The organism is Patescibacteria group bacterium, from assembly GCA_028707065.1.
Classification (GTDB): domain Bacteria; phylum Patescibacteriota; class Patescibacteriia; order Patescibacteriales; family WJLG01; genus JAQTUZ01.
In genome coordinates this window covers 18,669-45,084 of record JAQTUZ010000002.1, presented here as the reverse complement: position 1 = coordinate 45,084, position 26,416 = coordinate 18,669, and the positions used below count along the sequence as shown (strand labels likewise).

Below are 26,416 nucleotides of genomic sequence, written 5' to 3'. Positions count from 1 at the left end.
TAATCGGCTTAAATTTGCAACTTAAAAACAAAAACGGAGGTTCTGATGGCGACAAAAATACCTCGGTTAAAACAGCGTCCCGATTGGTGGCACAGTCATGGCGATGAAATGCGGATAACAAATTTTATCAGAGAAAATGGCTATCTGGCCATTGGCGGAAGAGCGGAACAATTAACAATATCAAAAAACTTCACCGAAAATTATTATGACGTAGCCTGGCGAGTCGTTCACGGCCCTTCTGAAATAGTGACTGGGTGCAGGATAATGAAAAAGGAGTCATTACAAAATGCTTTTGGCTTAATCGAGGCCACTATCGATAATCAAAGCCAATGGCTGATCAATCACTACGGGGGCGACGCGGCCGAGCAAGCCAAGTTTATCCGCGATCATAATTATCTTTGCATCCCCTGTCCCGGAACAGGCCGCGATGGCGACCCGAACATTTCCATCAAACTCAACAAAAAAATAAAACAAGCAGTCGCCAAATTGCTTGCTTAAATCTCGCATCCCGCACCTTTTTGAGAATACTCTCTACAAAAGGTGCGGGATTTTTATTTGAAATAAAAGGTGAAAAAAGGTAAAATCAGATACATAATGCGAATACCGCAAACTCTATGAATCGGATGACACACCCCGGTCCGCCCAGGGCGGACCACCCCTCCCGCGGAGGGGAATTAAAAATAGTTCGTTGTATTCGCGTAAAATTCGCAGTATTCGCGTTATATTTATGGACTTAAATACTCCTCTAACTTCCCTCAAAGGCGTGGGCGCGAGCATCGGCAAGCGTCTGGCAATGATCGGTCTTAATAACGCAGAAGATCTGCTTTTTTATTTTCCCTATCGTTATGACGATTTTACCCATTCGACCAAAATTAAGGATTTGCGGCCGGGAATTGCCGCCAATGTCATCGGCCAGATCGAATTGATCGAGAATCGCCGCGCCCACCATCGCCGCATGTATATCACTGAAGCGCTCATTAACGATGGAACGGAAACTTTAAAAGTGATCTGGTTCAATCAGCCGTTCATCGGCAAAACCTTGCGCGTCGGCGACACAATCTCGCTCGCCGGCCGAGCCGAAGATCAGGGCGTTTTGACCATGGCCTCGCCGGTTTATGAACGGGTCAGCACATCAGGACTGATTCACACTTCCGGCTTGGTGCCCAATTATCATTTGACTGAAAAGATCACCCAAAAACAATTAAGATTTTTAATCAGCCAGGTTATCGATCTTAGCCATAATTTACCCGACGCTCTGCCGGAAGAAATCAGAAAAAAACTTAATTTATTACCGCTCAAGGAAACGATAAAACTGATCCATTTCCCCAAAAAATGGGCTGACGCGGAGACGGCGCGCCGCCGCCTGGCCTTCGATGAATTATTTTTGCTGCAATTAAAATCGCAATTGGTAAAAAAAGACCGCGATTTGGCAACTGCTGTAAAAATCGAATTCAAGGAAAAAGATACCAAGGAATTTGTGGCCGGTTTGCCTTTCAAATTAACTGACGACCAGCGGCAAGCCGCTTGGGCGATCTTAGGCGATTTGGGCAAAACGCGGCCGATGTCGCGGCTCTTGAACGGCGATGTTGGCTCGGGAAAAACTTTGGTAGCGGTCATCGCCTTGCTAAACGTGGCGCTGAATAATAAGCAGGGCGTTTTGATGGCGCCGACGGAAATTCTCGCGCAGCAGCATTTTAATTCGCTTTCGCGATTGCTAAATAATTTTCCATTAAGAATTGCCTTACTGACAAATAATTATCGACTCTTAAATAACGAAAATAAATATACCCACCCCGTCCGCGCGGCGCGGCCACCCCTCCCAAGAGGGGATTTTTCAGCTGCTTGCCCCGTCGCCGAGGCGGCCTGTGCTCCCTGGCCGGGCAGGCGGGATGACAAAAACAAACCACCCCTAACCTCTCCTTCGCAAGGAGGGAAAAAAATCGGCAGGGCGGAAATTTTAAAGATGGTCGGGGCGGGCGAAATAGATATCATTATCGGCACGCATGCGTTATTGCAGGAAGATGTGAAATTTAAAAATTTGGCTTTAGCCGTAATCGACGAACAGCACCGCTTCGGCGTGGAGCAGAGAAAAACTTTAATGGCCAAATCCGGCCATTCGGATTTGACGCCGCATTTATTATCGATGACGGCCACGCCGATCCCCCGCTCGCTGGCGCTGGCGCTGTTTGGCGATCTGGATATTTCCGTGATCAAACAGATGCCGATCGGGCGCAAACCGATCATGACCCGTATCGTTCCGGAAGAAAAACGCGCCGCCGCTTATGATTTTATCAGGAAACAAATCAAGGCCGGCCGGCAAACTTTTGTCATTTGTCCCCTGATTGAAGAATCTGATCTTTATGGCGTGAAATCAGTCAAAGAAGAATTTATCAAACTAGACAAAGCAATTTTTCCGGAAATAAAGATGGCCGCCCTGCACGGAAAACTTAAGGCCAAAGACAAAGAAGAAATCATGCGCGGCTTTTTGGATAATGAATATAAAATCTTGGTTTCCACTTCCGTGATCGAAGTCGGCGTCGATGTTCCCAACGCAACTATTATGATGATCGAAGGCGCCGATCGTTTCGGCTTGGCGCAATTGCATCAATTCCGCGGCCGGGTCGGGCGCGGCGCCGAGCAATCATATTGTTTTCTCTTCCCTTCTTCCAACGATGAAAAAACTCGCCGCCGCCTGGAAGCGATGGAAAAAATTTCCGACGGTTTTGCCTTGGCCAAGATGGATTTAAAATTGCGCGGTTCGGGCGAAATTTTCGGCACGGCCCAATCCGGCTTCCCCGGATTGAAGATCGCCACGCTCTGGGATTATGAATTAATGCAACAAGCGCAAAACGAAGCCGTCGCCTTGCTCAACATCGATCCAGACCTTAAAAAAAATCCTGCCTTAAAGCAGGAAATGGAAATTTTCGAAGAAAAAATTCATTTGGAATAGCATTTAAAAAAATTTGAGCCCGGTTCGATTTCGAACCGGGCTCATTATTACTGTGAAAAAAAATGCAATCATCCCGCGAAATTACGCAGTAAATATTGCCAAAGATGCGATGCCATATGAAAAGGAAATCTCGTCCATCCATCAGCGATTTCTTTGGTGGAAATCTGATAGAGAAGAAAAATGCCAACAAAATAAAGACTGATGAAAAAATAGAAGCAAAGGCGGGTTATCTGCAGTAAAATGTGCCAGCAGCTCTTAATCTTCGGAGTAATTTTGCGCCAAATATTTCTGACCCATACTGTTTTCACTGTCCTTAACATCGTTCCTGATTGAAAACCGATAGCGGCATTTTCCATTTTAGCCCCTTCTATTAGGTTAAATTAGTATATTTCAAGGTTCAAATATTAATTATAAACCTGTTATTATCATAGCATAAAAATAATAAAAAGTCAATAGTAATAAAAATAGCGATTTCATTGGGAAACCGCTATTATTTTCGTCATTTTTGAGCTAAATTCGCTGTTTTTAAGCCACGATCAATTCCGGAAAATAGGCCTGTTTTTCAACAACTACTACCACTCCGAGCCGTTTCGCCATGTGCCGGCTTCTGGCTTCGGTGAAAAAATTATCCAACCTTGCGCCTTCTTTTTTTTCCAGTACCTCGATCACGCGGCTAAATTTAGTTTTTTCAGCGCTATCGTGAAAATCGAATCTGGGCTTTCCCCTCCTGCTCATTGATTTAAAAAGAAAAAAACTTCCAATGAAAGAAGTTCCATTCGCAGCAGCATGCCCTTCGGGAATGCAAATTTTAACTTGCAAAATAAACCTCCCTTGAAAATGTTTTTATTTCGATAAAAAAACGCTTCAAGGCACCATAGCTCATTTTACTATTTTTGTCAAATGTCCAATAACTCGGAAACACTCTTGATCTTGGTAAGTTTTAATTTGCCGCTGGAAATTTTGGCATCGGGAATTATGGCGCGCGTGAAGCCAAGTTTTTCCGCTTCTTTAAGGCGCTCGGCTAATTTCGGCACCGAGCGCACTTCCCCGCCCAAGCCGACCTCGCCCAAAACGATCGTTTTATTATCGATGACTTTATTTAATAAAGAAGAAATGATCGCCAGACAAACCGCCAAGTCCATGGCCGGATCATTTAGTTTCAAGCCGCCGACAATATTTAAAACCACATCTTCGGCCATCAGATTTATTTTGGCTTTTTTAGTCAGCACCGCGGCCAGAACTTGCAAACGATTAAGATCAAAGCCCGAAGCGCGGCGCTGGGGATAACCAAAAACCGTTTTAGTAGCCAAAGCCTGGACATTGACAATAAACGGACGCGTGCCTTCCATCACCGCCGACAAGACCGAGCCGGAAATATTTTCCAAACCGGTTTCCACAAAAACAAGCGACGGATTGATGATTTCTTTGAAGCCGGCGCCGGTCATCTCAAAAATTCCCAATTCATTCACCGAACCAAAGCGATTTTTCATCGCCCGCAAGACGCGGTAATCATTGGTCGTATCCGCTTCCAGATATATCACCGTATCAACGATATGCTCCAAAGATTTCGGCCCGGCAATCTGCCCGTCCTTGGTAATATGGCCGATCAAGAGCACGGCAACCCCCTTTTGCTTGGCCACTTCCAAAAATTTTACGGCCGCGGCGCGAATCTGACTCAAGCCGCCGGCTTCGGAAGCGACTTCGGGACAATAAACGGTTTGGATGGAATCAATGATCGCCAAAGCCGGCTTTTCTTTGACGAGCGCGGCGCAAATTTTATCCGCGTCGGTTTCACTGATGAACTTGATATTATCCAAACCGCAATTGAGCCGGTCCAGGCGCGATTTCACCTGCGCGGCCGATTCTTCGCCGGAAACATAAAAAACTTTTCCAATGCCCGAGAGCCCGATCTTGTCCGCCACTTGCGCCACGATAGTTGATTTGCCGATCCCCGGCTCGCCGGAAAGAAGCAATAATGAGCCAGGCACGATGCCGCCGCCGACCACGCGATCAAATTCGCCGATCCCGGTCGCGAGCCGGTTCAAATTTGTCTCCTTGATCTTGCTCAAGTCAACGATTTCCGCCGGCACCGCGCTTGCCGCTATCTTAGCTTCGCCTTCGGCCACGGTTTCAAGCGTCAGAGTTCCCCAGCCGCCGCATTCCAAACAACGCCCGCTCCATTTGATGGATTGGGCGCCGCAATTCGTGCAGACGTAAACGTTCTTTACCTTATTAGCCATTGCAATAATTCCTTGTTTCGATAATTTAATAGGCGAGAAATAAGAAGAGATTCTAATTTTCTAATTTTCTAATTTTCTAATTTTCTATTTTTTCCACACCGCATTGTCCACCAGCCAGATATTATTTTGCTTGACGAAAGCAATACTGATGTCTTGATAAGTGACCACCGGCTTGTCCGCGCCGGTTTGCGCCACTTTTTGCGTATGCACCAAAAAGTCAGCCTGGCCTTTGGCGTCATTAAAATCAATGGTTTCGGTCGAAATCGCGCGGGTGGTTACTCCCTGGTAAACGCCGGAATAAGCCGCTTTTTGGTTGGCGGCGATATATTTATCCGCCCAAGATTGCATCGAGGCGGTCATCAAAAGTTTTAAGTCATTGATATTGCTGAAATTGGATTGATTGGAATAACTGCCCAGGCGTTCGGCGAACGAGTCGGCGATCTTGACCAAGTTGGCCTGGGTAATCGTCTCGCTGGAGGCCGGCGGAACGCTTGGTTTAACCGGCGTAACCGGCGTGGTCGCGGCAATAGTTGAATTCTGACCGATCGTATTGGTTATCGGGCTGGTCGTGGCCTTGCTAACCGCTTTGGGAATCACGCTTCCCGGAAACTTAAACATCCAAAGAAAATAGGCAATGATGAGAAGCAGCAAAATAATGACAGCGATCAAAATAATCGTCCTGATTGTTCGTTTATTCATATTTTATAAATAGAGCAAAGAACAAAGAGCATAGAACATTAGCTTAATCATGTTCTTTCTTTTTCATGTTCTATGTTCTATGTTTTATGTTCTCTGATTATATTTCCATATCCGGCAAGGCCGGAGCGGCAGCCGGCTCTCCTTGCGCTTCCTGGCCCATTGAAGCGGCAAATTCTTTTTTGGCTTCTTCGATCTCCAATAATTGCCGCGGGTCGGAAGTGATCAATTGATCTTCGCTGTAAGAAGCGACGATCTTGATCGCGGCGTGCTTGTTGCCGGCGAAAATAATCCCCTCGCCCACGCCCGATTCCAACAGCAAATATTTTTCGCCCTCGGTCAAGACAAAAGTTTTCTGGATCAGATCGATTGCCGCCGGCGACTGCTTCAATAACAACTGCAAAGAAGAATTGGTGACGATCGCCTGCCCGTACGGCGAGCGCAAAAAATCATTGACGTCTTGGGTGATGGTAGTAACACCGAGATAATATTTGCGGCAGCGCTTGACCAAAGCGTAAATGAACTTGGCGCTGTCATCGTTCTGCATCAGCCACCAGGCCTCGTCAATCACCAAAATTCTTTTCTTCAATTCCGAGCGGACAATATTCCAGATGTAGTTGATGATCGTGTAGATCGCCAGCGGCCGCAATTCGTCTTCCAGATCGCGGACGGAAAAACACACCAGCTGATTGTCCAATTTGACGTTGGTCGGATTGTTCAAAATGCCGGCAAAAGTTCCCTCGGTGTATTTGCGCAAACGCATCGCCAGGTCGGCGCCGCCTTCAATGCCTTCCAAAACCTCCTGGAAATCTTCCATCACCGGCGGCTCGACTTGCGACAGATCGGCGTCGGGAGTGATATCTTTCTTGGCGTAAGTTTCCAAAAGTCCCCGGTCAACGATGGAATCCTCGGTATGAGTGAGATCGCCCAGCATCAGCCTGACCAAACCTTTGACGGTGATCACCGCGCCGCGGATGATATCGGCCGGCTTGGATTCGCCGCCGATCGACTGGGGCAGATCAAACGGATTGATCTTCTCTTCCGAAGCCAGCGAGATATTAATGTAGGTGCCGCCGACCGATTCGGCTAAATGCTTGTATTCATATTCCGGATCAATGATGATCACGTCCGTGCCCATCATCAGCGAACGCAGAATTTCCAGCTTGATGGCATAGCTTTTGCCCGCTCCGGAAGTGGCAAAAACGACATTGTTGGCATTCTGCAAACTGAAACGATCAAAGAGGATCAAGCTGTTATTATGGCGATTGATGCCGTATAGAATTCCGTGATCAGAGGTCAGATCGCTCGAAATAAAAGGGAAAGAAGAAGCGGCCGGCGAAGAATTCATATTAAAAGTGATGTACAGTTCGTCATTGCAAAGCGGAATAGTGGAATTAAAGCCCTGCTCGGATTGGAAAAAAACTTTTTTGGAATAGACCAGGCGGGAACCGAAAATATCTTCGACCTGATTGGACAGCTTATCCAAATTTTCTTTATTATCAGCGTAAATCGTGACATAAAGAGAAAACTGGAAAAATTTCTCAATGCCTTGCGTCAGCGCGTCGCGCAAATATTCGATATCTTTCAGGGCGGTCTCGCGCAGCGGATCGCGGGCCGCGCCTTTTTCCGCGTCGGAAATTATCTGCGCTTCGAGCGAACCTACTTTTTTCTTTAATTGCTTAAGAATGATCGCCGTATTGACCGGATAGAAAAACATCGCCACATCGAAAACTTCGTTCAAATTAATGACCGGCGCGAACCAGCCGACGCTGATGTAGCGCGGATAACCGATGATAAAAATCGTCCGCACGAATTTATCGCCCAGGCGGAGATGATCGGGAAACATCTGCATCGCGGCCGGAGCGATCAGATCCAGCACTGACAAAACTCCGCGGCGGAAAGCTTTTTCCTCCTCGATCAGCTCGGAAACGACCGCCACGTTCTCGTTGCCGGCCTGCGCGTTCAGCACCTCCTCTTCGGTTGGCGGCTTTTTTTCTTCTAAATTAGATCTTCTTATGTCAATCATTTGATTCTCATAACGCGTAACTCACAACTCGTAACGCGTGCTTATGAATATTTTTCTAAATTATTATCTCGTCGCGTAACGGGTTACGAGTTACGGGTTACGGGTTGCGAGAATTATTCGGTTATCTGCAGATTCTTCATCTCGGTCAATTTTTCGTTTTCCGAAGTTACCGGATTGTAAGTATTATAATACAATTCGATCAAACCTTGCGTATCCAGCTGCACGGTTTTCAGGCCGGCCGAAGCAAGACCCGAGGCGATCGATTCCAAACGGCGGTCCAATTCTTTTTTGTAGCGATCAAATCTTTTTCCTTTCATCCGCACCAAGGTCGCCGGTTTCAAAACTTCGTTGATCGAGGAAAAAAATCCTTTGTGCTTGTCGGATAAAGGATTGTACGGCACCACCACGTAAAAACTCTTGCTCATAATATCTCCCAAGGACACCAATTCCTGGATATATTGGATGTATTCATGCGTTTGGATCTTCAGCAGTTCGTTCAATTGCTCTTTTTCTTTTTGCTTCAATTCAGCCAAATAGCCTTCGATATTCAGCCGGCGCGACTGGATGACGATCTGCACCGGAAAATTGATATTATTCAAAAAGCCGACGTAAGAGGAAACGATCGCTTCCTGTTCGTCTTCGCTTTTCAAAGCGAAATTGATGCTGGAAACCAAAAGTACGGCCCGCAAAGTGCCGTCGCGCATCACCACCACGTCATCCTTAACCTCGGCAATATCCAAATACTGCTGGGTGGAAATGGAAATCTTTCCCTTAGCGAGCTGATTTGTTGGCATACAATAATTAATTGGTGTTTTATTTTTAACAAACTGTTCGGCTGATTCAAGCAAGAGCATAGAACATAGAACAAAGAACATTTCCACGTGCCTGCTCTCTGTTCTATGCTCTATGTTCTTCTAAACAATCTCCTCCCCTTCTTCACCCTTGTAAACTCCCTTGGTATCAACAATCAAAGATAATTCCTTAAGATGGGAGCTGACCAGGCGTTCGCGGGTTGCCGTTGGCTTGGTCACTGTCCGCACTTCCTCGGCGGCTATTTCTTCGGCCGAAAGCAGATCCTTCAGCGGATTATGATGATTCCAAATGCGCAAATTCGGTTTTTTCATGGTCTGAATGACATTCAAAACAAAATAATGAAAAGGTCGGCCGTTGATCTTGGCAAAAGCGAAAGCGCCGACGATCACGAAATCAAGCAAGCCCACCAAAATAAACCAGACAAGATCCAACAATCGCCAAGCCGGAACCAAAACGCCCAAACCCACCAGACAAATGATGAATTGCCTGGTAGTGATCGGCCCGATAATTTTATCCTCAACATCGATGAATTGAGGAACAGTGAACATCTGCACGGACGAAATTGGAAATTGGAAATTGGAAATTGGTTTCATGGTCACTACCGAAGCGACAAATTTCCAATTTCTAATATCAAATTTCCGTAATTTAAAATGGGTTAATGTTCTGCTTTTCGAAATTATTTTTTACTAAAACCTAAGATTGTTATTTAAATCCATCACCGCTTCGAATTCTTCCTGGGAAAGGTAGTTCAATCCCTGGTCTTTGCGCTCTTTGATTATATCAGTAATGGTTTTGCCTGAACCGATGCTTTCCTGCCCCATCGCCAAATAAGTTTTATTGACCGGATTGAGCCGCCAGACCCGGATGCCCTCGATCTTTTTATCAATCCCTTCTTTTTCCAAAAGGGCGATCTTGGCTTCGATCTTGGCCACCCGATTGGCCGGCGCAATATCAAGCCGGCGAAAATTAACCAAATCCATATAAGCCAATTCGTCAATCGGGCTCATGACGCGCGGCGAAGGCTTGATATCTTCCATTCTTTTTTTATTTCCCACCACGGCCGCCGTTCGCTTCGGTTCGTTACCTGATATTTTTTCCGGCGCCGGGGTTTCAACCTTTGCCGGACTAGCCGGAATTGCCGCGAGCGGCTTGAGTATGATTTCTGTAGTTTCAGGAACGCTGGGCGGAATATTTTTCACCGGGGCTTGAGCCGCGGCCGGCTTGCCCTCCGACTTGTCCTCCGTCTTGTCCTCCGTCTTGTCCGCCGAAGCCTTAGCGTAGGCGGAAGCCTTGGCGGAGGAGGAATTTTTCAAAGCCGATAGATCATAACCGACATCGCGAGCGCCAGACACCCCCAAATCAAGCGTCTTGCTTTTCATCATCCCGTTTCGCTGGGCAAGAGCCTGTTTGATCTCTTCCTCGTTAAAAATAAAATTGGTGCCGCCCGCGTTACTTTTGGCCGTGACTTTGCCGGGGCTGGGAGAAAATTTTTCTTCATCGCCGGCCAATTTTTTTTGCGCGATATTCAAGATCCGGTCCGCTTCGGACTCGGACATTTTCACGCCGCCCGAGGCAAAATCTTTCAATAAATTTTCTTTAACCCCGACTTTAGTCCGCACGCCGCGCAAATAAGAAAGCAAAATTTCCTGGAATCTTTTGGACAAAGTTTCGCTGGCAAAACTGATTTTCGCTTCCGCGATTATTCCCGCCAATAGCGCGCTGAATTTTTCCTGCGGCATCGTTTTCATCGCCGTGGTTATTTTTCCCGCCGCGGTGATATCCGCCTGATCTTCTTCCAAGTAATTGGCCGCGGCCGCCGGATTTATCGGCGCGCGCCGCACTATCGGAGCGATCGGCTTGGCAACAGCCGGGTTGCTCCCAGCCGGTGCCGCTACCCGGGGCAAGGGCGATTTTAACGGGGCTTGATTGCCAAAAAATGGCGAACCGGCTTCCGGCTGTTTGAGACTCATCGCCGGCCTTGCTCCGCTTAAATAGTCCGTCACTGAATCAAAAATCTTATTCTGCAAATCCTGAGCCAACTTTTCGGCCACCTCCGGTTCTAAATCATATTCAATGATCAGATTAGCGGTAAGATTTTTATAATACAATTCGCCCACCATGACTCTGATGACAAAGCCGGCCAGTTCCAGGCCATATTCGCCCTCCAACTCTTCGATTGCGGCCATTACCGCGCCGGAAGAAATTTTCTGCTTAACCTCGGAGGGCAAATTATTAAATTTTTCTAAATATTCCAACACAGTTGAAGTAAGAAGTTAGAAGTAAGAAGTAAGAAATTACTTCTTGTTCAAATCTTCATCTTGAGAATTTATTATCATTGTTACTAATATGCAAATTATTTCCTCGTTTTCATTCAACAAAGGCTGCATTCTCTGAATATCGGTCAAGCCGACAGCAACGATCATTTCCAGCCATCTCTTTGTTTCCCGCGCTTCTTTTAAAGAGATCCTTAAGTGGTGGGTAAAATCCTTTTTTGATAATCCTCCGCGAGCTTGAACAATATTAGAATTAACCGACGTGGCCGAATCAATTACCTGGGCGCCAATTTTCCAAGTTGCCACATTATTAGGCAATTGAGGAACCATCTTTATAACTCTATTGGCAAAATTAAACGTCCGCTGATCAATATCTTGATAACTTCCCTCCCTCATATTAAATAACTGTTTAATATTTCTTACTTCTTACTTCTAACTTCTAATTTCCGTATTTCCGCTTCCACCGCTTTTCTTTCCAGGCTGCCGGGACGATATCGGGCCGCGGTTTGTTTTAAGTCGGCGATCCGCTTGTCGGCGGCGGCATCCGGCGGCCGGCTCGGCGCGCCCGGGACAGTTGCCGGTTTTTCTCCGGCTACTGCCGCGGTCAACGTACCGGTTTTTAATAACTCATTGATCTTCGCCAATTCATTTTCATTTCCTCCCAATTTTTCCAGCAAGCCTCTTTTGTAGCTAAAATATTGATTTTGGACTATCACGGGAACGTCATAATCATAGCCAAAAGGATCCAAGGAGGATAATTTGGTTTCCTCATAAAGATCAAACAATATTTTTAATTTTCCCTGGTCTTTCTCGTTTAACTTTTTCTCCCGGCCCAGATCAAGAAAATATTGGGTTCTTTTCAAGCTGTCCACGCGGCCGACGCCTAATTTGGCGCTGTAATCCTTGATCCATTCGCCGACCGTGCGCGGCGGCGTTGCCCCGCCGGTCAAAAGTTGCCCGCTGGCTAAAATAATTTTGCCGACTTCTCTCCGCAAAGCGTCGCGGTCTTCATAGACTGGAATACCAATCAATTTAGTCCTAAATTTATCCGCGAGATTATACAGATCAATCTCGAACTGGCTGACAAAATGATTTTTAAGGAGATCAATAACAACATTATTGTCCAAAAGCGGCAAAGCGATGAATTGCGCTTTTACCAAGGCCTTCCGGTAAAAATCGTAAATGTCAGGATTGCGTTCTAACTCACTTTTTTTCCGCGTCAAAAATTCCGCAATAATCCGGCTTAAAACCAGGGCCCGCTTAGAATCATCCTCGGCCGCGGCAGAATTTAAAAAATCCTCAACCTTGGTTAAAAACGACGGGTCTTGATAGCTGGTTTTATTTGTCGGCAAAGAATTTATCGCCATAATTCAAGCTCAAAAATTTAATATTACCCCAAAACCTTATGTATCTCATCCAAATCGGCTGCTGGATTTTTAGCCGTAGTTCTCGCCCGCTTAAAAAGCATATCGACAATCTGCTGGGATAAAATTCCATTTTTAGCCAATTCAATCAGCTTCTTGCCTGAATCACCCTGAGTCAACTTCGTCGCCGTATTTTGCGTCATTCTTCCGTCAATCTGCTTAATGCCGTTCTCGTTATCCAATAGCCTCAAACTGATCACGCCGGCAGCATCCAACTTAAATTCTCTCTTGTTATTTTCACGGCCGTAAGCCAACCGGTTAAAAGCTCTGGCGATCACCTGGGGATCCATTTTGGATATTTCCGCGCTGCGGAAATCCGACATATCTTTTTCCGTGCTTTTCTCCCAAACGCCGCCTCGCATCTTATAAGGCGCCGTAGCGTTCCAATGATTAGTCTGTTTGTTAATCATGCCGATTTCAGAACCCAAAGCCATAGAGTCCTGCTCGGAGAAGCCGGCGTTAAGATTGGCTAAATCGGGGTTTTCCGCCAATTCTTCCTTAGTGCAAGTACCGGATAAAGCTCTCATCAGCTTTTGGATGCCGAAAGCGGAAGTATCCCCCACCAAAGGCTGCAGAGCTTCATTATCATCGCCATTCATCGCCATTTGCTTGAAAATCGCCCTAACCGCCGGCTGGTTTTTATTTTTAATCGCGGAAATTAACATTCTTAATTTTTCGTCGGAATCCAGAATATCTTTAGTCTTTGCCCCCTCCACCGCTTCAGCTTGCTGCCCGGCGTTTCTGGCTTCGGCATTGTAGAAAGGCGCATAAGCGCCTTGCTTTGCCCTCGCCGCTCTCACCCTTTGTTCAAAAGGCTCAGTTGATTTTTCTTTTTCATAAGTCGCCAAATCGGCAGAACTTAATTCCTTTGCCAGTTCTTGTCTCTTGGCCGCTTCTTTTTGCCTTTGCTCCGCCCTCGCGACCGGGTCTGCAGCAGCAGTATAAGCCGCTTTTTTATCCGCAATCGCTTCCGGATCGGCTTTCTCGCCTTTTTCATCGCCGATATCTGCGTCAACTTGCTTCATCCAATCCAGCCTCTTCTCTTTTTCGCGCACTTCTGCTTCAGCCTGATCTTTGGCCGGACCCTCTTGAAGCGTTGCTATTCTATTTTTAGCGGCAGTAATTTCATCTTTCTCGCTAGTAATACCGTTCTTGCGCTGGTCGTGATCCAATCCCGCCATTTGCGCCTGAATTCTTGCCTTGTCGTCCTGCTCTGCCATCACCGCGGGAATTGACCGATCATCAATCTCTTTTAAACGTTGAGCGACGGTTAATTTCTTCTCCTCTGCGGCAAGCTGTTTCCCTTTTTCAGTTCTTAACTCCGCCGTTCTCTTGCCTCCCCGCAGTCTTTCCACTAATCCCTCCCTGCTGTTAAGTTGATTATAGGCATCGCGCGGCATGGCGGTCAAAGCCAAGGCGCCGCCAACAATACCGGTCTTTTGTAAACGTTCCGCGGCCTGCTTTTGGCCCAGGTTATACAGCGATGCTTTCCTTTCCTGTCTTCTCTCCTGAAATCCTTTCCAAGCCCGGGGAATATTCAAATCAACGATGCCTTTATGTTGGAGCGCGTCAATACCTAAACCACCCGCATATTTCACGGGAGCAGTCACGGCTTTCCGCGCGCCCTTGGCCAAGAGTTTGGCGCCGCCTTGGATCTTGGCCATGCCCTGGCCGGCGATCTTGCCCATATAGCCGCCCATCTGCTGGGTGACGATCAGGCCGCCGACGAGCATCCCGATAGCAATGGCGAATTTGATCAGCGCGTCAAGAGTCATCGCGCTGGTTAACTCCTTGGGCATTGAATCGGTTATTTTGACTAAATCACCGCTTGGCGCGTTATTTCCCAAAATAGTGGTTCCCGGAGTTGAATTGCCCAGAGAAATAAAAGACAGCCAGAGAAAAAAAGCCAAGACCGGGCCGACAATGACATTTTTGGTGAATTCATCCCACCATTGCGAAACGTATTTTTGCCCTTGAGGAAAAGTCGCTAACAAATAAGACAATGGTGAAAGCACGATGTAAATCCAAAGCATAATGACCCTGACGATCAAGACAGCGAAAATAACCAGCAAGACCACGGAGGCGATCAAGACATAAGCTAAAGCGAAAACATAGGCGCCAAAAATTTTCCAACTATCCGCGGCTGTGGTGGTACCGGGAGAAAACTTCATCAAATCTTGCAAACCGAGCATGCTGGTGATATTCGCGGGGCCGATCACCGCGATCGGACTAAGAAAAGCGTTCATGATGACCTGGGCGAAATCAATGATCAGGCCGCAGATGGTTTTGGAAAAATTAATAAGGACTGCCATGATGATCAGCTTAGGCACCATTTTCTTGATATCATATCCTTCGACGCGCAAGATCGTGGCAAAAGCGATGAGCAAGAGGATCAGAATAAAAAACATATTGCAGAGATCGCGCACGATCACCCAGCCGTTGGTAACCGGAGCCGAGCTGGTAAAATCATTATACTGGGCCACGAAAATCACTCCTTTCATTAATATCATGAGCAGAACCCCCACAGTGCTGATCAGGCCGCCGACGATGAAAGAAAGGGTATTGGCGATCCAGTCGGAAATACCGCTGCCGCCGCCGCTACCGGTAGCAGCCGTGCTGCCGGTACCTCCCGTTAAAGTGGTGCCACCCGTAACCGCAGGAATGCCCGCGGTCTGTTGGGCAGGTACGGGTTGGGCGAAAACAAAATGATTGGCAAAAAATAAGCCGACCAGCAAAAACAAGACAACAAAAAAAACTGTCTTGGCATTCAAGAAATGAAATTTTTTATTTTTCATCTTTCTTTCTCCCATCGCGAAAAAAATTATTGACTTCAAAATATCCTGAAAAAATACCGAATGAATCCTGAAAAAAAACTGCTCAAAATATTCGACGCGGAATAAACCATCCTAAGAAAATTGCGCGAACCATAAATAAACTTTCAATAACGGATATAATTTTCTGACTATTTCCAAAATAACATACGCTGCCACAAGCAAAGCGACCAAGGCGACAACATCCAGAATGATCAGCAGTATTTTTTCCCCCAGGCCTAAACTCGCGGCCAGGCTCGGATCGGTGGGAGCCCATTCCTTGCCCAGATTACAAAATAATTTTTCGCCGAAAATCCTGTTTAAAAACCAAACATGAATATTGATCCAGGCAAAACCTAAGGCAAATCCCGGGGTAATAAGGATGCGCTCGGCTCCTTGCAAAAGTTTGGTGGTGGGATTGAGTTTGGCGTCGAGCGCTCCTTCCTCCCCGGCGGAAGTCTTGGCCGAAGCTTCTTTTTCCTGGGCGATCCGGGCCGCGCTTTGCTGCTGTTCCAAAGTATCCCCTTGCGGTTCATTTTCGGGAACATTGCCATTTCTGGCTTGCGCCTGTTCGCTCCCTAATTGTCTGGCGGCTTCTGGCTCTTGCCCGGACGCCAAAGTCGGCTGATTTGGTAATTCTAAATTTTTATTGGGCATGCGATTTGATCGTTCAATTTATAGGAACGCGAGATATTGCGTTCCTACGATAAATAGCTAGACAAATACCAAAAAACACGGGAATTTCCCTGCGCATTTTACTGACTTTATTATAACATAATCGATAAAAATATTGAATAGGGAAAAAGACACGGAACATAGAGCATAAAACATGGAGCAAGACAAATAAAAATCGCCTTTTTCCATAATTTATCTGATTGCAATTTTTAGTATTTATATACCTAAATTTAAATAAATTCCTTTATAGCGCGCATTGGAAAATTTCCGTCATCACGCAGCGTATCCCGCCGCGGCGGGACTGGCGGAGTGATAGGAAACAAGCCCTGCGCGTCTCCCCTCCTTTCCAAGGAGGGGTTTGGGGGTGGTTTGTTTGCGCCACTTTTTTTTAAAAAAGTGGCAAAGATTTTTGAAAATTTATTAATATTGTCGGGAATATACCCACCCCGTCCGCCCGGGGCGGCCACCCCTCCCGGGGAGGGGAATAAAAAAAGAGAGCCCGCAACAATTGTGTCGCGAGCTCCATGAAGAAGAACGAGCGGAAGCTTATCGAGCGATAAGCGTTTTAACCGCTTGCAGTCCTTCGGTTGTCCGGATAAGCGTAAAGCTGACCCCGGAAGCCGAATTTTGCGAGAAGGATTTGACGAGCCGACCGAGCGGGTCGATCTGGCCGATGATTTTGAAACTCCCGCGGGCGACTTTAGGCGCGAGGACCGGATACCAACGCACGGCGTTAGTGCTTTTCCTTTCAGCGATGGCGCCATTACCCGCGATCAGCAGATAGCCGTCGATAGTCAGGCCGAGAGTGGGAATCGCCAGTGAACTTCCCTCGTCATTGAGCCAGGGCACTACGCTTCCATCAAGCGGCCATCGGCGTTGCTTCATCGTCGAAAGATCGACGCGTACCAGATACTTCATGCAAGTTAGCCACAAAGCATTCTGGTTATCAACTACAACGCTCGGAATCCGCGAATCTTTGGTCGCTCCGGAGTCAGGAATGATTTTACTCCATGAACCGGCTTGCCGATCAAAAACGGCGATATACCCATAGCCGCCGGCGCCAACCATACTATCACTTCCGACGTAGACATTGCCGCTTGGAGCGACAAAGGCGCCGTAGGGATATTTGATGGTCGAATTACCCGTGTCATAGACAGCGGTGTCGCTTCCCACAATATGATAAACACGAAGAGAATTTACGGCCCACATTTCCTGGCCATAAGTTCCCACTTTATGGAAAGTTTGTCCGCCCAACAAGTTCTGGTATGACAGCGGTTTGCCTGATGCGTCCTGCTTTACGACCGACAAGCCATTGTCCGTTCCGACAATCAAACGGTTGTTCGCTTTGTCCCACTCCAGCGTCCGCAGCGAATTGGCGGGCATCCCGTTCGTGATCAAATAGATGGAAGTATCCTTCTGACCATAACGGCGAAGGCCATTATCGCTAGCTACGTATGTGTTGCCTGCCGAATCCCAATCAACGTCTCTGGCAATATTTAGGGGAAAATCAGGAAGACCTGCCCCGGTGGAAGCATCAATATTCGCCCCATCAAGACAATATGCGCCCGCGGGACTCTTTTTGATAAAATGAGTACCGCCGGCGTTACCGACAAGATTAAGAACTTTCCAATCCGACGCGGGAAAATCCTGCGCCGCTGACACAAACGCGAAAACCAGAACCGTTAAGGTTACTAATGCCTTTTTCATTTGTTCCTCCAATTGGTTAATTTTACTGTGTTTACCAAACCACCCCTAACACCTCCTTAAAAAGGAGGGGGACATTTCCTTCTCATTTTTGAAAGATCACTTTATCCCTTTTGCAGGGTATAAATTGCTATTATAACAATAGCATATTTTCAAGGAACGGTCAATAAAATTAAGATATCTTAGCTAATTTTAAATAAAAAATTATTATCGCAAAAACAAACCGGTTGTCCGAATCTAAAATCAGAAAAACATTCGGATGTCCCGCATTCGTAGCGCGGGTCGCGAAGCGATAACATAAAACCGCAATATTAATTGCGGTCTTATTTTTCATTGTTTGTAGACGATTATTTGTCCGCTTGACTCATACCAGCCATCGCCGCAATAAGGATAATTATTATTGGTACAAATTTTGCTTCCGTTTTTAATCGTGCTATTACTCCAGCAACGCCTAGCCGGATTTTCAATACTTCCAGCGGAATTCATACAAAGGCCGCTTATAGTATTTCCAATATCGGTTGTCGGGCAAGGATTTCCGGTCACCCCCTCCGAACACCAGCCCCAATTATCGACGATCTTGACCCGGGGTTTGACAACACATTGGCCGATGGAATCTTTGCACTCCAGGGTCGGCAGCGTTTTAAATCCATCACTATCACTCTCGCCCTTATTATATTTGTTCAGCAGATCGTAATAATCATAGGCGTGATAGGCGGAATGCGGCGGCGTGCCGGGCGGACGAGGATTCATATCCGCGCCGGAAACTTCCAGCGCCGAAGATAGGCCGTCGCCCCAATCAATCGAATAGGAAACCAGTGGCGCTTGTTCCGAATCAACTTGGGAATTGAATGTCAGATTCACAAATCCCCGCCCGTAAATATAAGCCGAGCCGGCGCTATTCAGGCTGATATTGGAAACTGTCGGGGCCACGGCGCAATTGCAGTCAGGAGTTCCGAGCGGAGGGGCGATACGGAGAAATTGCAGGCAATCCGGCAGGGCAGTATGATCAGCGATGCAAACCATATGCCTCATAGTTTCTGCCACGCCATAAGCAGGATATTGATAACAAGCCGACCGGACATTATTATCGCATCTGTTGGCAGGCGCCGACCAATTTTCCGTATCAGGAGCTTTAACATAATAACCCTTGGTTGAATCCCAATTCCAAATGCCGTTACTTTGCGCGAAAAGATAGCTTAAATCAGTCTTGTCATAAAGCTGCCCCATCGAACCATTAATTGCGGATTCCTCGGGAGTCAACGACCAATACGGCAAAGCATTTTTCCAAACAGCCGGATCGCTCAAATCGCTTAAATCGCCGGCTGGCGAATTGGCCGAACCAAAAGGAGGCGATGCCGCGACCGACGAACAAGAACTGCCGCCAGGACTCCCCGGGGGATCAATTGGAATTAGCTTGCTGATGACGGCGGGATCCGTTGTCGGAGCAGGAACAAAGACTGGCGGACTAGGATCAAAACTGGCGTTAAAAAAGGCGGGGGGCATATTTTTATTGCAGGTAGCCCCCGCATAAGAACTTCCTTGCCGCACTCTTTCTGCCCAAGCTTTGTTTTGACCGTCAATATTAACCACATTGGCTATCTGCGCGCAAGCGGGACCGCTGGGAGCGTTAAATGTATAGGTTAACCTTACAAATTTATCGCCTCCCGTGCAAGAAGCATAATTAATAAACTCCTGGGAGCCTATCAACTTAACTTGCACGCCATTGTCATGAGCATTATTTGCTGCTGTTCCGCAGCTATACAAGACTTGAAAAGTGCTTCCGTCAGAATATTTGTGGATCTGCTCTTGATCGGCGGCACAAGTCCCGTTACCGCAGCTCTTTCCCTGCAAATCTTTAAACATTTGGACAAAATCAAAACTTTTGGTTACTGTTTGATCGCCATTTTTATAGTGATATTTTCCGGAAAACTGAAACAACGAGGGGAGCTCTTTGGTGAGACAGCTAAGATCATTCTTAATAAGGGTTACTTGAATGTAATTTGTTCCATAATTCAAAGGTTTATCATTGCCTCCATCGGAGATAATAGTACTTAAGTCGCTGCTTATCTTTTCTGGATGCTCAAAATTAATAGTGTCAAAAAGATCGGCCAACCCGGGAACAAAACCAAAAATACTAGAAAAAATAGAGCACACAATAGAACAGCAACTCGGTTCAGGATTAATATTCCCCTCTATCTTCCCAAATCCAGCGCCGTTGTTAGTGGTAATTTTATAATCGAATTGCGAAGGGCTGAAATATTTAAAGTCGGCGGGGGTGAAAAAAAGATCGGTATAGAGGGATTTAGTGCAATAGTATAATGGCGCGCGCCCGGAATAGCCCTTGGCCTGGCCGGTTTGGATGCCGGCGCCTTTGACCTTGTCGATCGGCCACCAGAGAATGCAGGCGTTCGGGTCGCCCGGGAAGCGATCATATTGCAGACAATAGCCGCGGTCGCCTTTTTGCAGAATGCCGGCGCTGTCATAATAATCACAAGCTAAAGAATTTTCTTGCGGGTAAAGCCGGCAGGTTTGCCGATCATACAGAGCCGGAATATTCGCCGACTGGCCGCTACCGATCGTGGCGTCATGATAATTGGAAGCTTGGCGCGCCAAGAGCACCGGGGTAATCTCGATATCGTCAATATAGACATTGCCGGACGAAGAAGCGGTGGCGCCCAAAAGCAATCTGATCGTCTTGGAAGTGGCGCGGAATTTTTGCGTTTTCAATATCCAGCCGTCCTGGTAGTCTTGCGTTACCGAATCGATCACTTTGCCATTACCGTCCAGAATGCTGACCTGGGCATAAGGAGTAAGATCCGAACCGGTCTTTAGGCTAAAAGTATCAACGTAAAAACTAAGATAATAATCTTTGCCCGATTGGACGTAAATTACGTCAGACTTGGGGAAATTAGGAGAAGTGCCGTCGCGATTGGTGGCATTATAGCGCAGGAATGATTTGCCGATCATCGGATAAGTGTTCGCGCTTTTCTGGCGATCAGCAAAGAAACTGTAATTTTGCGCGGTCTCCGGATCGGAAATCACCGAGTAGAGCGAGTCAGCCGTGTCCCGCGACCATTTTCCGCCGCCTGCCGGCGTCCAATTGGACGGATTGCCGATCCAGTTCACGCCGGCATTGATCGGCGTCGAAGTTACCGTAGCTAATTCAAAATCGCCGTTGGGAATGATCACGTTCGCTCCGACTTGCGCCATTACTCCCGGATTAAGCAGATCATCGGGAATATCCCTCAGATCAGTCAAGGGATTGACAGTCGGAAAGCCGACCCTGACATAACCGGTCAGATTTTTGATCGTCTCGATATTTTCCGCGGTAGAGGTCGGGAAAATGCGATTACCGGTTTGATTGTCGGCCAAAACCGTGAAGTTGGCGCAGCTGCCGGAATCGTCAAGGCGGTTGCAATTGGCAATGTCAAAACAAACATTGCTGTCGGTATTTTCATCTTTGATATAGCTCTTACAAGCAAGCCATTGGGCGCAATCCCGGTCCGGATTCACTTTAAGCGGCAGGGGGCCGTTGGCCAAATTGATCGCGCCGGAATTAATGCCGGTAATGCCATAGCTTGCCCAAGGGTCGATCGTCGGACCCGGATCCAAAGGCTTAAACGTTCCCGAGACAGTCGCCGATCTTTCATTGAAGAAAACGCAACCGGCCGAAGGATTGGCGCCTTGAGTGCAAGAACTATTATCAACGCCGTCAGCACCCTCGGACAAATGATAATTGACAATGGCCTTTCTTAAAATGATTGTGCTTTGATTGCCATTAGCGCGAGGCGCCACGTTAGCGACTTTTATTTCTTTTATCGTGTTATCGGTATAAAATAGTTCACTGGAATCAGGACCAACTTGAATCTTTTCAATCGCCGGAGCAAAACTATTGTCAGTCTGGAGAACATGGAAAGGTTTAACGCCGGAAATGAAAGTGCTGAAATCCAAGGTGGCGGTGTTTTGCCCTTCGACCGCCAAAACGTATAAAGTTCCGCCTTCCAAGTTGATATTTTGAATTCCGCTGGTTTTCTCCCAATCATCCGCGACATCCAAACTGCCGATATGCTGGCTGAAGTCGGCGTTGGCCACCTGATTGCCGGAAAAATCACTGACCGGATCGATATATTCCGCGCAGCTTGATTGCGTATCCGGACAAAGGCCGGTCCATTGATAAATCCCGTCGCTTCCCGGCTGGAATACTTCATTGCCTAAGCCGCCCGAACCGATAGTTTTTAATTTTTCCGTGGGGCAGGGAGTGTCGGTTTTTTCCAGAGCGCAGGAGGAACCGGTCGGGCAATCCTTATTGAAAACGCAAACCTCGCCGGCGGCAACACCGCCGCATTTCGTTACTTTCTTTTTATACCAGCCCCAGCCGTTGTTGGAAGCGACTCCCGGCGACTGGCGCCATTCGCAAACCTGATCGCCCGGGTCTTTGAAATAAGCTTGCGACACGCTCTGTCCGGCGCCCAAAGTATAAGTGTACAGATCGCAGCCGACTCCCCGCTGAGAGCAAAGAGTGGAACTGTAAAGCTGGGGATTATTAAGGACATAAGTATCCTGGAAAGTTGATTGACCGGCATAGGGTTTTTTCAAACCCAGGCGCTCGCAGCCCTGATTAGTTTTATCGCAAAGCAAATTCTGATCGTAAACAACATTGACCACGCGATCCGCGGCAATAGTCGTGGTCGCGCCGTGAGAAATATCCGCGTCGGCCGAATCGGTATTCTGCGTGTCGATGATCGCCTCGCAGCCGGCGGCCGAAGCCTGGCAAATATGGTCAAAGCTATGCAGATATTTCGTCTGGCCGGCAAGATTATTATAAGAAGCGCAGCCCAAAGTGAACAAAGGATAAGCATTGCCATTGGTATCCTGATCGCAAACCGCCGGAGTTTTCCAGGAGCCATCGACCAAATAATAACGATCGGATATTTTCATCAGCTGGATATTATCGAGGTAAATTTGGTCCGAACCGGAAACGACTTTAATGGTCAAAGTTTCACCTGCCGCGACTATTTGATTGACCACCGGCAAGCTCAAACTATAGATCCGCCATTCGCTCGGTTTGACCGTGACTGATTTATCAAAAGACAACACGCCCCCGCCGGTTTGATTATTAAGTTCGGCGCTCAAAGTAACATCGACATTGTCGGTTTTCGCCAAGAAAGTCAGGACGTAAGACGAACCGGGCACGACCGCGGAAGCGCCGATAGTCTTAACGATGTCGCTGGTGAATGAGAAGGAATGAGTGCCGGCGATATAAGCGGAAGTGTTGACGCTGGCGCCGTACCCGCCGCTCCAGCCGTCTGCCGTACCGTTTTCAAAATCATTATAGAAAACATTCTGCGTATTGGCGCCGCTATTGCCGTTGTATTCGGCGCAGCCGTTGTCAGCCGCCGAGCAAGCCGCGCTTCCGGCCGGAAGCGCCTGATAGACGCAGGCGTTCTGATTTGCGTTCCAAGTCCCGCCGTTTTTGCAGACATAACAGGCCTGGGCCGCGTCATCCCAATTGCCGCCGGCGCAATCGGCCGAATTATTGATATTATCAAGTTTATCTTTTTTAGTCAGGCGATAAACGGAACAATTAGAGCTGCAAGAGATCGTGCGGGAATAAAGATGGAAGGAAATATTGCCCTGGTTATCGTAAAATTGGCGGCAATCGGCATTAGCGGCCGGGTTCAAAGGATTAAGACCATAAACAAAGGGGTTGCACAAAGCCTGGTCGTCGCTGGTTACGGCCGGCGCGCCGCCATTGGTTTTCAAACTGTACTTGACCAATTGCTGGCCCCCAGTGCCGCTGCCTTCCCAAGCGTAAAAATCTCCGCAATTGGCGTTCTGGTCGGTCGGCTTCACGCATTGCCGCAGATAGGAATAATATTCCTTGCGCTCGCCGCCGGCCGTGCTGGAAGCCAAGTTGGTGAATTCCTGGCAGCCGACTGAAGCCGCCGAGCAGGCTTTCGCCGTCGAAGGAATGAAATATTTAACGTGAGCGGTAGTAAAATTATTTTGGCTTTGGATATAAGTATTGTAGCCGACGCACTTGGCCGGACAATTATCAACTTCGGTAATGGCCGCCGGGATCGGCTGCTGGCCCGGGTTGTCATTCCTGGTGTAAGAATCACAACCGACCTCATCGGCGTTGCATTGGCGGGCGAAATTATCGCAGGCCGAAGGACGAGTCAATTTGTCTTTTAAGCGGAAATCGCCGTTAGCCGGATCGGCATAGCAGGCGTCCCGCAAATAATCGGGCATAAATTTTTCATAGACCAGATTATTGCCGCGGTAAGCGCTGTAAGCGGTCGGACCGGTGCTGACTTCGAATTTTATATTGGCGACGTAAAATACCGCCGTGCCATTGGCGCTGGTTCCGTAAATCCTGATCTCGTTGGCCAGAATATCATTATTATTAAGCAGGGTGATGGAAAGCGGCTGCCAGCCTTTAACCTTTGTCCTGGCTTCTTTCCAGGTGCTTTCCCTCCGGCCGATGCCGATGGTCACGCTGTCGCCTGATTGCAAATTAACTTCGGCGCTCAAGGTATAAGAAACTTCCGGTTGCATCACGAAGCCGGCGGGGAAGGCCGAAATAAAACCGGCCGCGGAGGCTGACCAATCTTTGGTATAAAAAGCTTCCGGCGAGTTGGAATTTATTTGTACCACATTGCCGCTGTGTCCGCCCGGATTGGCGCCGGAAACCCTGGCCAGGACATCGGCAGGCCAATGAGCCGGCGCGTTGCCATCCGTATCCAGGGAAAAATCCGAATTAATAATTAAATTCGTTCCCAGCCCGCTCGAGAACCGTAAAAATTCATGGCAGCCTTCATTGCTTTGATCGCAAGTCTTGGCGCTCTTATTAAGAAAAACCGAGTCCGGACTTTTCGTCCAGTCCAAATTTTCCGTCGCGGAATTATAACCTTCGGGCGCGGCGATCGCGTATTCATGGCAGCCGGCGTTGATCTGGTCGCAAAATTGTATCGAATTTTTCAAATAAGAAACCCGGCCGCCCTGGCTATCGGTAAAAGTCTGGCAGGTATTATATTGCGCGTCGCAAGAGCCGCTGGCGCCGAATTTCCACAACCGCTTATCTTCGGTGCAATAGCCGAAATATTTACAGGAACCGTCGTCGTTTTCTTTGATGCAGGATTTCTCGTCGCCGCAATAAGAATCGGAACGAACCACCTGAAATTCCGTCTGCAAAGCCTTGCCGTCGGCATCCACGCCGCCGGAAACCGATTGGCCGCTTAAGATCTGCGGGCCATACCCCTGTTTCGAGCAATAATTCTGCGGCGCTTTCAAAACCCAGGTGGGATCAACCAAGCCCTGGCACCATTTCTCGTCGCCATTATCATTATAACCGCGATATAAATCATTTGGATCGTAACAGGCGATCAAACTTTTCAAATTATTATGATTGCCGCTGATAACTTCGGGATGCGCCTCGATATATTGCGCGGCCAATTCCCAGCCGACCGGGATGATCCGGTATTTGCGCAAAATGGACATCGAGCGGTAAGGATAGCCTTGGGTATAGGACGGTTCGATCGGCGCGGAATTATTGGCCGAACCGGCGATAAAGCCGAACGGTTTGGTATCGTTGACAAAAGCTTGCCCCACTGTTTTGCGGTTGGAGATCGCCTGGCTGAAACTATCGTCGATCACGCAATCGGTCGGACCCACACCGCCCAAAACGCCGACATTGCAAACTGACAATTGCTGTAAAATATCATAATCCGCCTTGCTGGAAAATTGCGGTTCGATTATCTTGCGCAGCACGCCTTGGGCCGCGGCAATGCCGCCGGATTGCGGCGCGGCATAGGGATTGGAAATGCTTGAATTGGCCGCGGGCTGGTTCAAAGACTCGGTAAATTTTTTCATTATCGTCTGAATGCCGGTGATCGAAAGCTGCTTGATAAAGATTGAAACCAGGTCGGACAAGTCGCTCTGGGTGGATTTCATCAGGGAAGCTTTTTCCGCTGCCATTGTATTATTGAAATCTTGCTGGCTCTTTCCCGGGATCCCTTTGACGGTTCCGGCGACATTGCGATTGTCAAGCATCAGCCCGGCCGAGCCGGCGAGCATTGATAATTGCTTATTGGCTGTCGCCGTGGCTTGCGCTTCGATAAAACCGGATTGGATGGATAAGGCGGCGGAGAGATCGCTCTTGCCGCCGGTAACGTCAAAAATTCCGGCAAATTGTTTCAAGAAATCCTGGCGATTCTGGGAAGCGAACGCTTTAAGGGTCGCGTCCCAATTTTTTACCATCGTGGAAGCGGTACAATCCGGCTGCGGGGGCCGTTTCGCGCCGACCAGGCCTAAGCCGATCGATAACTTTACTGTCGGCAGCGACGGCTGGCAAAGATTAACCCCGAATTGCTTTTCGAGCTGGGAAATAAAATTACCGGCGGCGTTATCGCCGATATTGCCCATGATCGTGCCGATATTGCCGGTTTCCCAAAGCGGCTTCTGGCCTTCGCGGCCGGTCCCCAAATAAGTCGCCTCGTCGTAAACGATCGTTTTCAAAGTATTAGAGAGAGCTGATTCCACCGCGGAACCCGCCACCTTAACCAACAAGACTTTTAAGACATTTTGAATCTTATCCCAAATGGTTTTGCCCGTTGTTAACGCGTTGCCCAAAAGATCAACCACGGGCAAATTGGCCCGGGCCGGCGCCGGAGCCATGAACAAAAAAGAGGATGACAGGAAAAAAATCAAAAATACGGTAGCGAAAATCTTAATCAGTTTTCCTTTTTTTCCGCGTTTGATTGGATCCCCTTGAAGAAGCATACTTTGTAATTAATATTTGAAACT

16 protein-coding genes are annotated in these 26,416 nt (G+C 47.8%); 3 read left to right on the top strand and 13 right to left on the bottom strand.

Annotated elements, in window-relative coordinates; translation table 11 throughout:
* Positions 1–45: 45 nt before the first annotated feature.
* The 3 genes from PHE24_01115 to PHE24_01105 all read left to right on the top strand — a co-directional run bounded on the left by PHE24_01115 (position 46) and on the right by PHE24_01105 (position 3,189).
* Positions 46–498 carry a hypothetical protein gene (locus PHE24_01115; protein ID MDD4901716.1) on the top strand — a complete coding sequence of 151 codons (453 nt, stop codon included), beginning with the start codon at positions 46–48 and terminating at the stop codon, positions 496–498.
* Positions 499–727: 229 nt separating this feature from the next.
* Positions 728–2,950: an ATP-dependent DNA helicase RecG gene (locus PHE24_01110; GenBank protein MDD4901715.1), complete on the top strand. Its 2,223-nt coding sequence runs from the start codon at positions 728–730 to the stop codon at positions 2,948–2,950.
* A gap of 116 nt (positions 2,951–3,066) precedes the next feature.
* Positions 3,067–3,189, top strand: a complete 123-nt coding sequence (locus tag PHE24_01105; GenBank protein MDD4901714.1) for a hypothetical protein — start codon at positions 3,067–3,069, stop codon at positions 3,187–3,189.
* A gap of 286 nt (positions 3,190–3,475) precedes the next feature.
* Here the strand turns inward: PHE24_01105 and PHE24_01100 are convergent, their stop codons facing one another.
* The 13 genes from PHE24_01100 to PHE24_01040 form a co-directional block, all read right to left on the bottom strand.
* Entirely contained in the window at positions 3,476–3,685 is a 210-nt protein-coding gene (locus tag PHE24_01100) for a hypothetical protein (GenBank protein ID MDD4901713.1), read from the bottom strand.
* A gap of 161 nt (positions 3,686–3,846) precedes the next feature.
* Positions 3,847–5,190, bottom strand: a complete 1,344-nt coding sequence (gene radA, locus PHE24_01095) for a DNA repair protein RadA (protein ID MDD4901712.1) — start codon at positions 5,188–5,190, stop codon at positions 3,847–3,849.
* Between the two features lie 84 nt (positions 5,191–5,274).
* Positions 5,275–5,889 carry a hypothetical protein gene (locus tag PHE24_01090; GenBank protein MDD4901711.1) on the bottom strand — a complete coding sequence of 205 codons (615 nt, stop codon included), beginning with the start codon at positions 5,887–5,889 and terminating at the stop codon, positions 5,275–5,277.
* 97 nt (positions 5,890–5,986) lie between these two features.
* Positions 5,987–7,912: an ATP-binding protein gene (locus PHE24_01085; GenBank protein ID MDD4901710.1), complete on the bottom strand. Its 1,926-nt coding sequence runs from the start codon at positions 7,910–7,912 to the stop codon at positions 5,987–5,989.
* Between the two features lie 113 nt (positions 7,913–8,025).
* Positions 8,026–8,706 carry a hypothetical protein gene (locus PHE24_01080; GenBank protein ID MDD4901709.1) on the bottom strand — a complete coding sequence of 227 codons (681 nt, stop codon included), beginning with the start codon at positions 8,704–8,706 and terminating at the stop codon, positions 8,026–8,028.
* Between the two features lie 120 nt (positions 8,707–8,826).
* Entirely contained in the window at positions 8,827–9,318 is a 492-nt protein-coding gene (locus PHE24_01075; GenBank protein ID MDD4901708.1) for a PrgI family protein, read from the bottom strand.
* Positions 9,319–9,411: 93 nt separating this feature from the next.
* Positions 9,412–10,983, bottom strand: coding sequence for a hypothetical protein (locus PHE24_01070; protein MDD4901707.1), 1,572 nt, complete (start codon positions 10,981–10,983; stop codon positions 9,412–9,414).
* Positions 10,984–11,019: 36 nt separating this feature from the next.
* Positions 11,020–11,394: a four helix bundle protein gene (locus tag PHE24_01065; GenBank protein ID MDD4901706.1), complete on the bottom strand. Its 375-nt coding sequence runs from the start codon at positions 11,392–11,394 to the stop codon at positions 11,020–11,022.
* 23 nt (positions 11,395–11,417) lie between these two features.
* On the bottom strand, positions 11,418–12,365 hold the full coding sequence (locus PHE24_01060) for a hypothetical protein (GenBank protein ID MDD4901705.1): 948 nt from the start codon (positions 12,363–12,365) through the stop codon (positions 11,418–11,420).
* A gap of 23 nt (positions 12,366–12,388) precedes the next feature.
* The gene (locus PHE24_01055; GenBank protein MDD4901704.1) at positions 12,389–15,217 is read right to left on the bottom strand and encodes a hypothetical protein; all 2,829 of its coding nucleotides are present in this window, start codon (positions 15,215–15,217) and stop codon (positions 12,389–12,391) included.
* Between the two features lie 111 nt (positions 15,218–15,328).
* Positions 15,329–15,889 (bottom strand): hypothetical protein, encoded by a 561-nt coding sequence (locus PHE24_01050; GenBank protein MDD4901703.1) that lies wholly within the window; start codon positions 15,887–15,889, stop codon positions 15,329–15,331.
* 564 nt (positions 15,890–16,453) lie between these two features.
* A complete protein-coding gene (locus tag PHE24_01045) occupies positions 16,454–17,614 on the bottom strand; it encodes a hypothetical protein (protein ID MDD4901702.1) in 1,161 nt (386 codons plus the stop codon).
* A 327-nt stretch (positions 17,615–17,941) separates the two neighbouring features.
* Positions 17,942–26,392: a hypothetical protein gene (locus PHE24_01040; protein ID MDD4901701.1), complete on the bottom strand. Its 8,451-nt coding sequence runs from the start codon at positions 26,390–26,392 to the stop codon at positions 17,942–17,944.
* Between the last annotated feature and the right edge of the window lie 24 nt (positions 26,393–26,416).

Excerpts from the sequence above, each read along its gene's own strand:
- PHE24_01045 (MDD4901702.1), bottom strand. The coding sequence starts at position 17,614 with ATGAAAAAGGCATTAGTAACCTTAACGGTTCTGGTTTTCGCGTTTGTG.
- PHE24_01105 (MDD4901714.1), top strand. The coding sequence starts at position 3,067 with ATGAAAAGGAAATCTCGTCCATCCATCAGCGATTTCTTTGGTGGAAAT.
- radA (MDD4901712.1), bottom strand. The coding sequence starts at position 5,190 with ATGGCTAATAAGGTAAAGAACGTTTACGTCTGCACGAATTGCGGCGCC.
- PHE24_01050 (MDD4901703.1), bottom strand. The coding sequence starts at position 15,889 with ATGCCCAATAAAAATTTAGAATTACCAAATCAGCCGACTTTGGCGTCC.
- PHE24_01080 (MDD4901709.1), bottom strand. The coding sequence starts at position 8,706 with ATGCCAACAAATCAGCTCGCTAAGGGAAAGATTTCCATTTCCACCCAG.
- PHE24_01115 (MDD4901716.1), top strand. The coding sequence starts at position 46 with ATGGCGACAAAAATACCTCGGTTAAAACAGCGTCCCGATTGGTGGCAC.
- PHE24_01110 (MDD4901715.1), top strand. The coding sequence starts at position 728 with ATGGACTTAAATACTCCTCTAACTTCCCTCAAAGGCGTGGGCGCGAGC.
- PHE24_01055 (MDD4901704.1), bottom strand. The coding sequence starts at position 15,217 with ATGAAAAATAAAAAATTTCATTTCTTGAATGCCAAGACAGTTTTTTTT.
- PHE24_01085 (MDD4901710.1), bottom strand. The coding sequence starts at position 7,912 with ATGATTGACATAAGAAGATCTAATTTAGAAGAAAAAAAGCCGCCAACC.
- PHE24_01090 (MDD4901711.1), bottom strand. The coding sequence starts at position 5,889 with ATGAATAAACGAACAATCAGGACGATTATTTTGATCGCTGTCATTATT.
- PHE24_01065 (MDD4901706.1), bottom strand. The coding sequence starts at position 11,394 with ATGAGGGAGGGAAGTTATCAAGATATTGATCAGCGGACGTTTAATTTT.
- PHE24_01060 (MDD4901705.1), bottom strand. The coding sequence starts at position 12,365 with ATGGCGATAAATTCTTTGCCGACAAATAAAACCAGCTATCAAGACCCG.
- PHE24_01075 (MDD4901708.1), bottom strand. The coding sequence starts at position 9,318 with ATGAAACCAATTTCCAATTTCCAATTTCCAATTTCGTCCGTGCAGATG.
- PHE24_01040 (MDD4901701.1), bottom strand. The coding sequence starts at position 26,392 with ATGCTTCTTCAAGGGGATCCAATCAAACGCGGAAAAAAAGGAAAACTG.
- PHE24_01100 (MDD4901713.1), bottom strand. The coding sequence starts at position 3,685 with ATGAGCAGGAGGGGAAAGCCCAGATTCGATTTTCACGATAGCGCTGAA.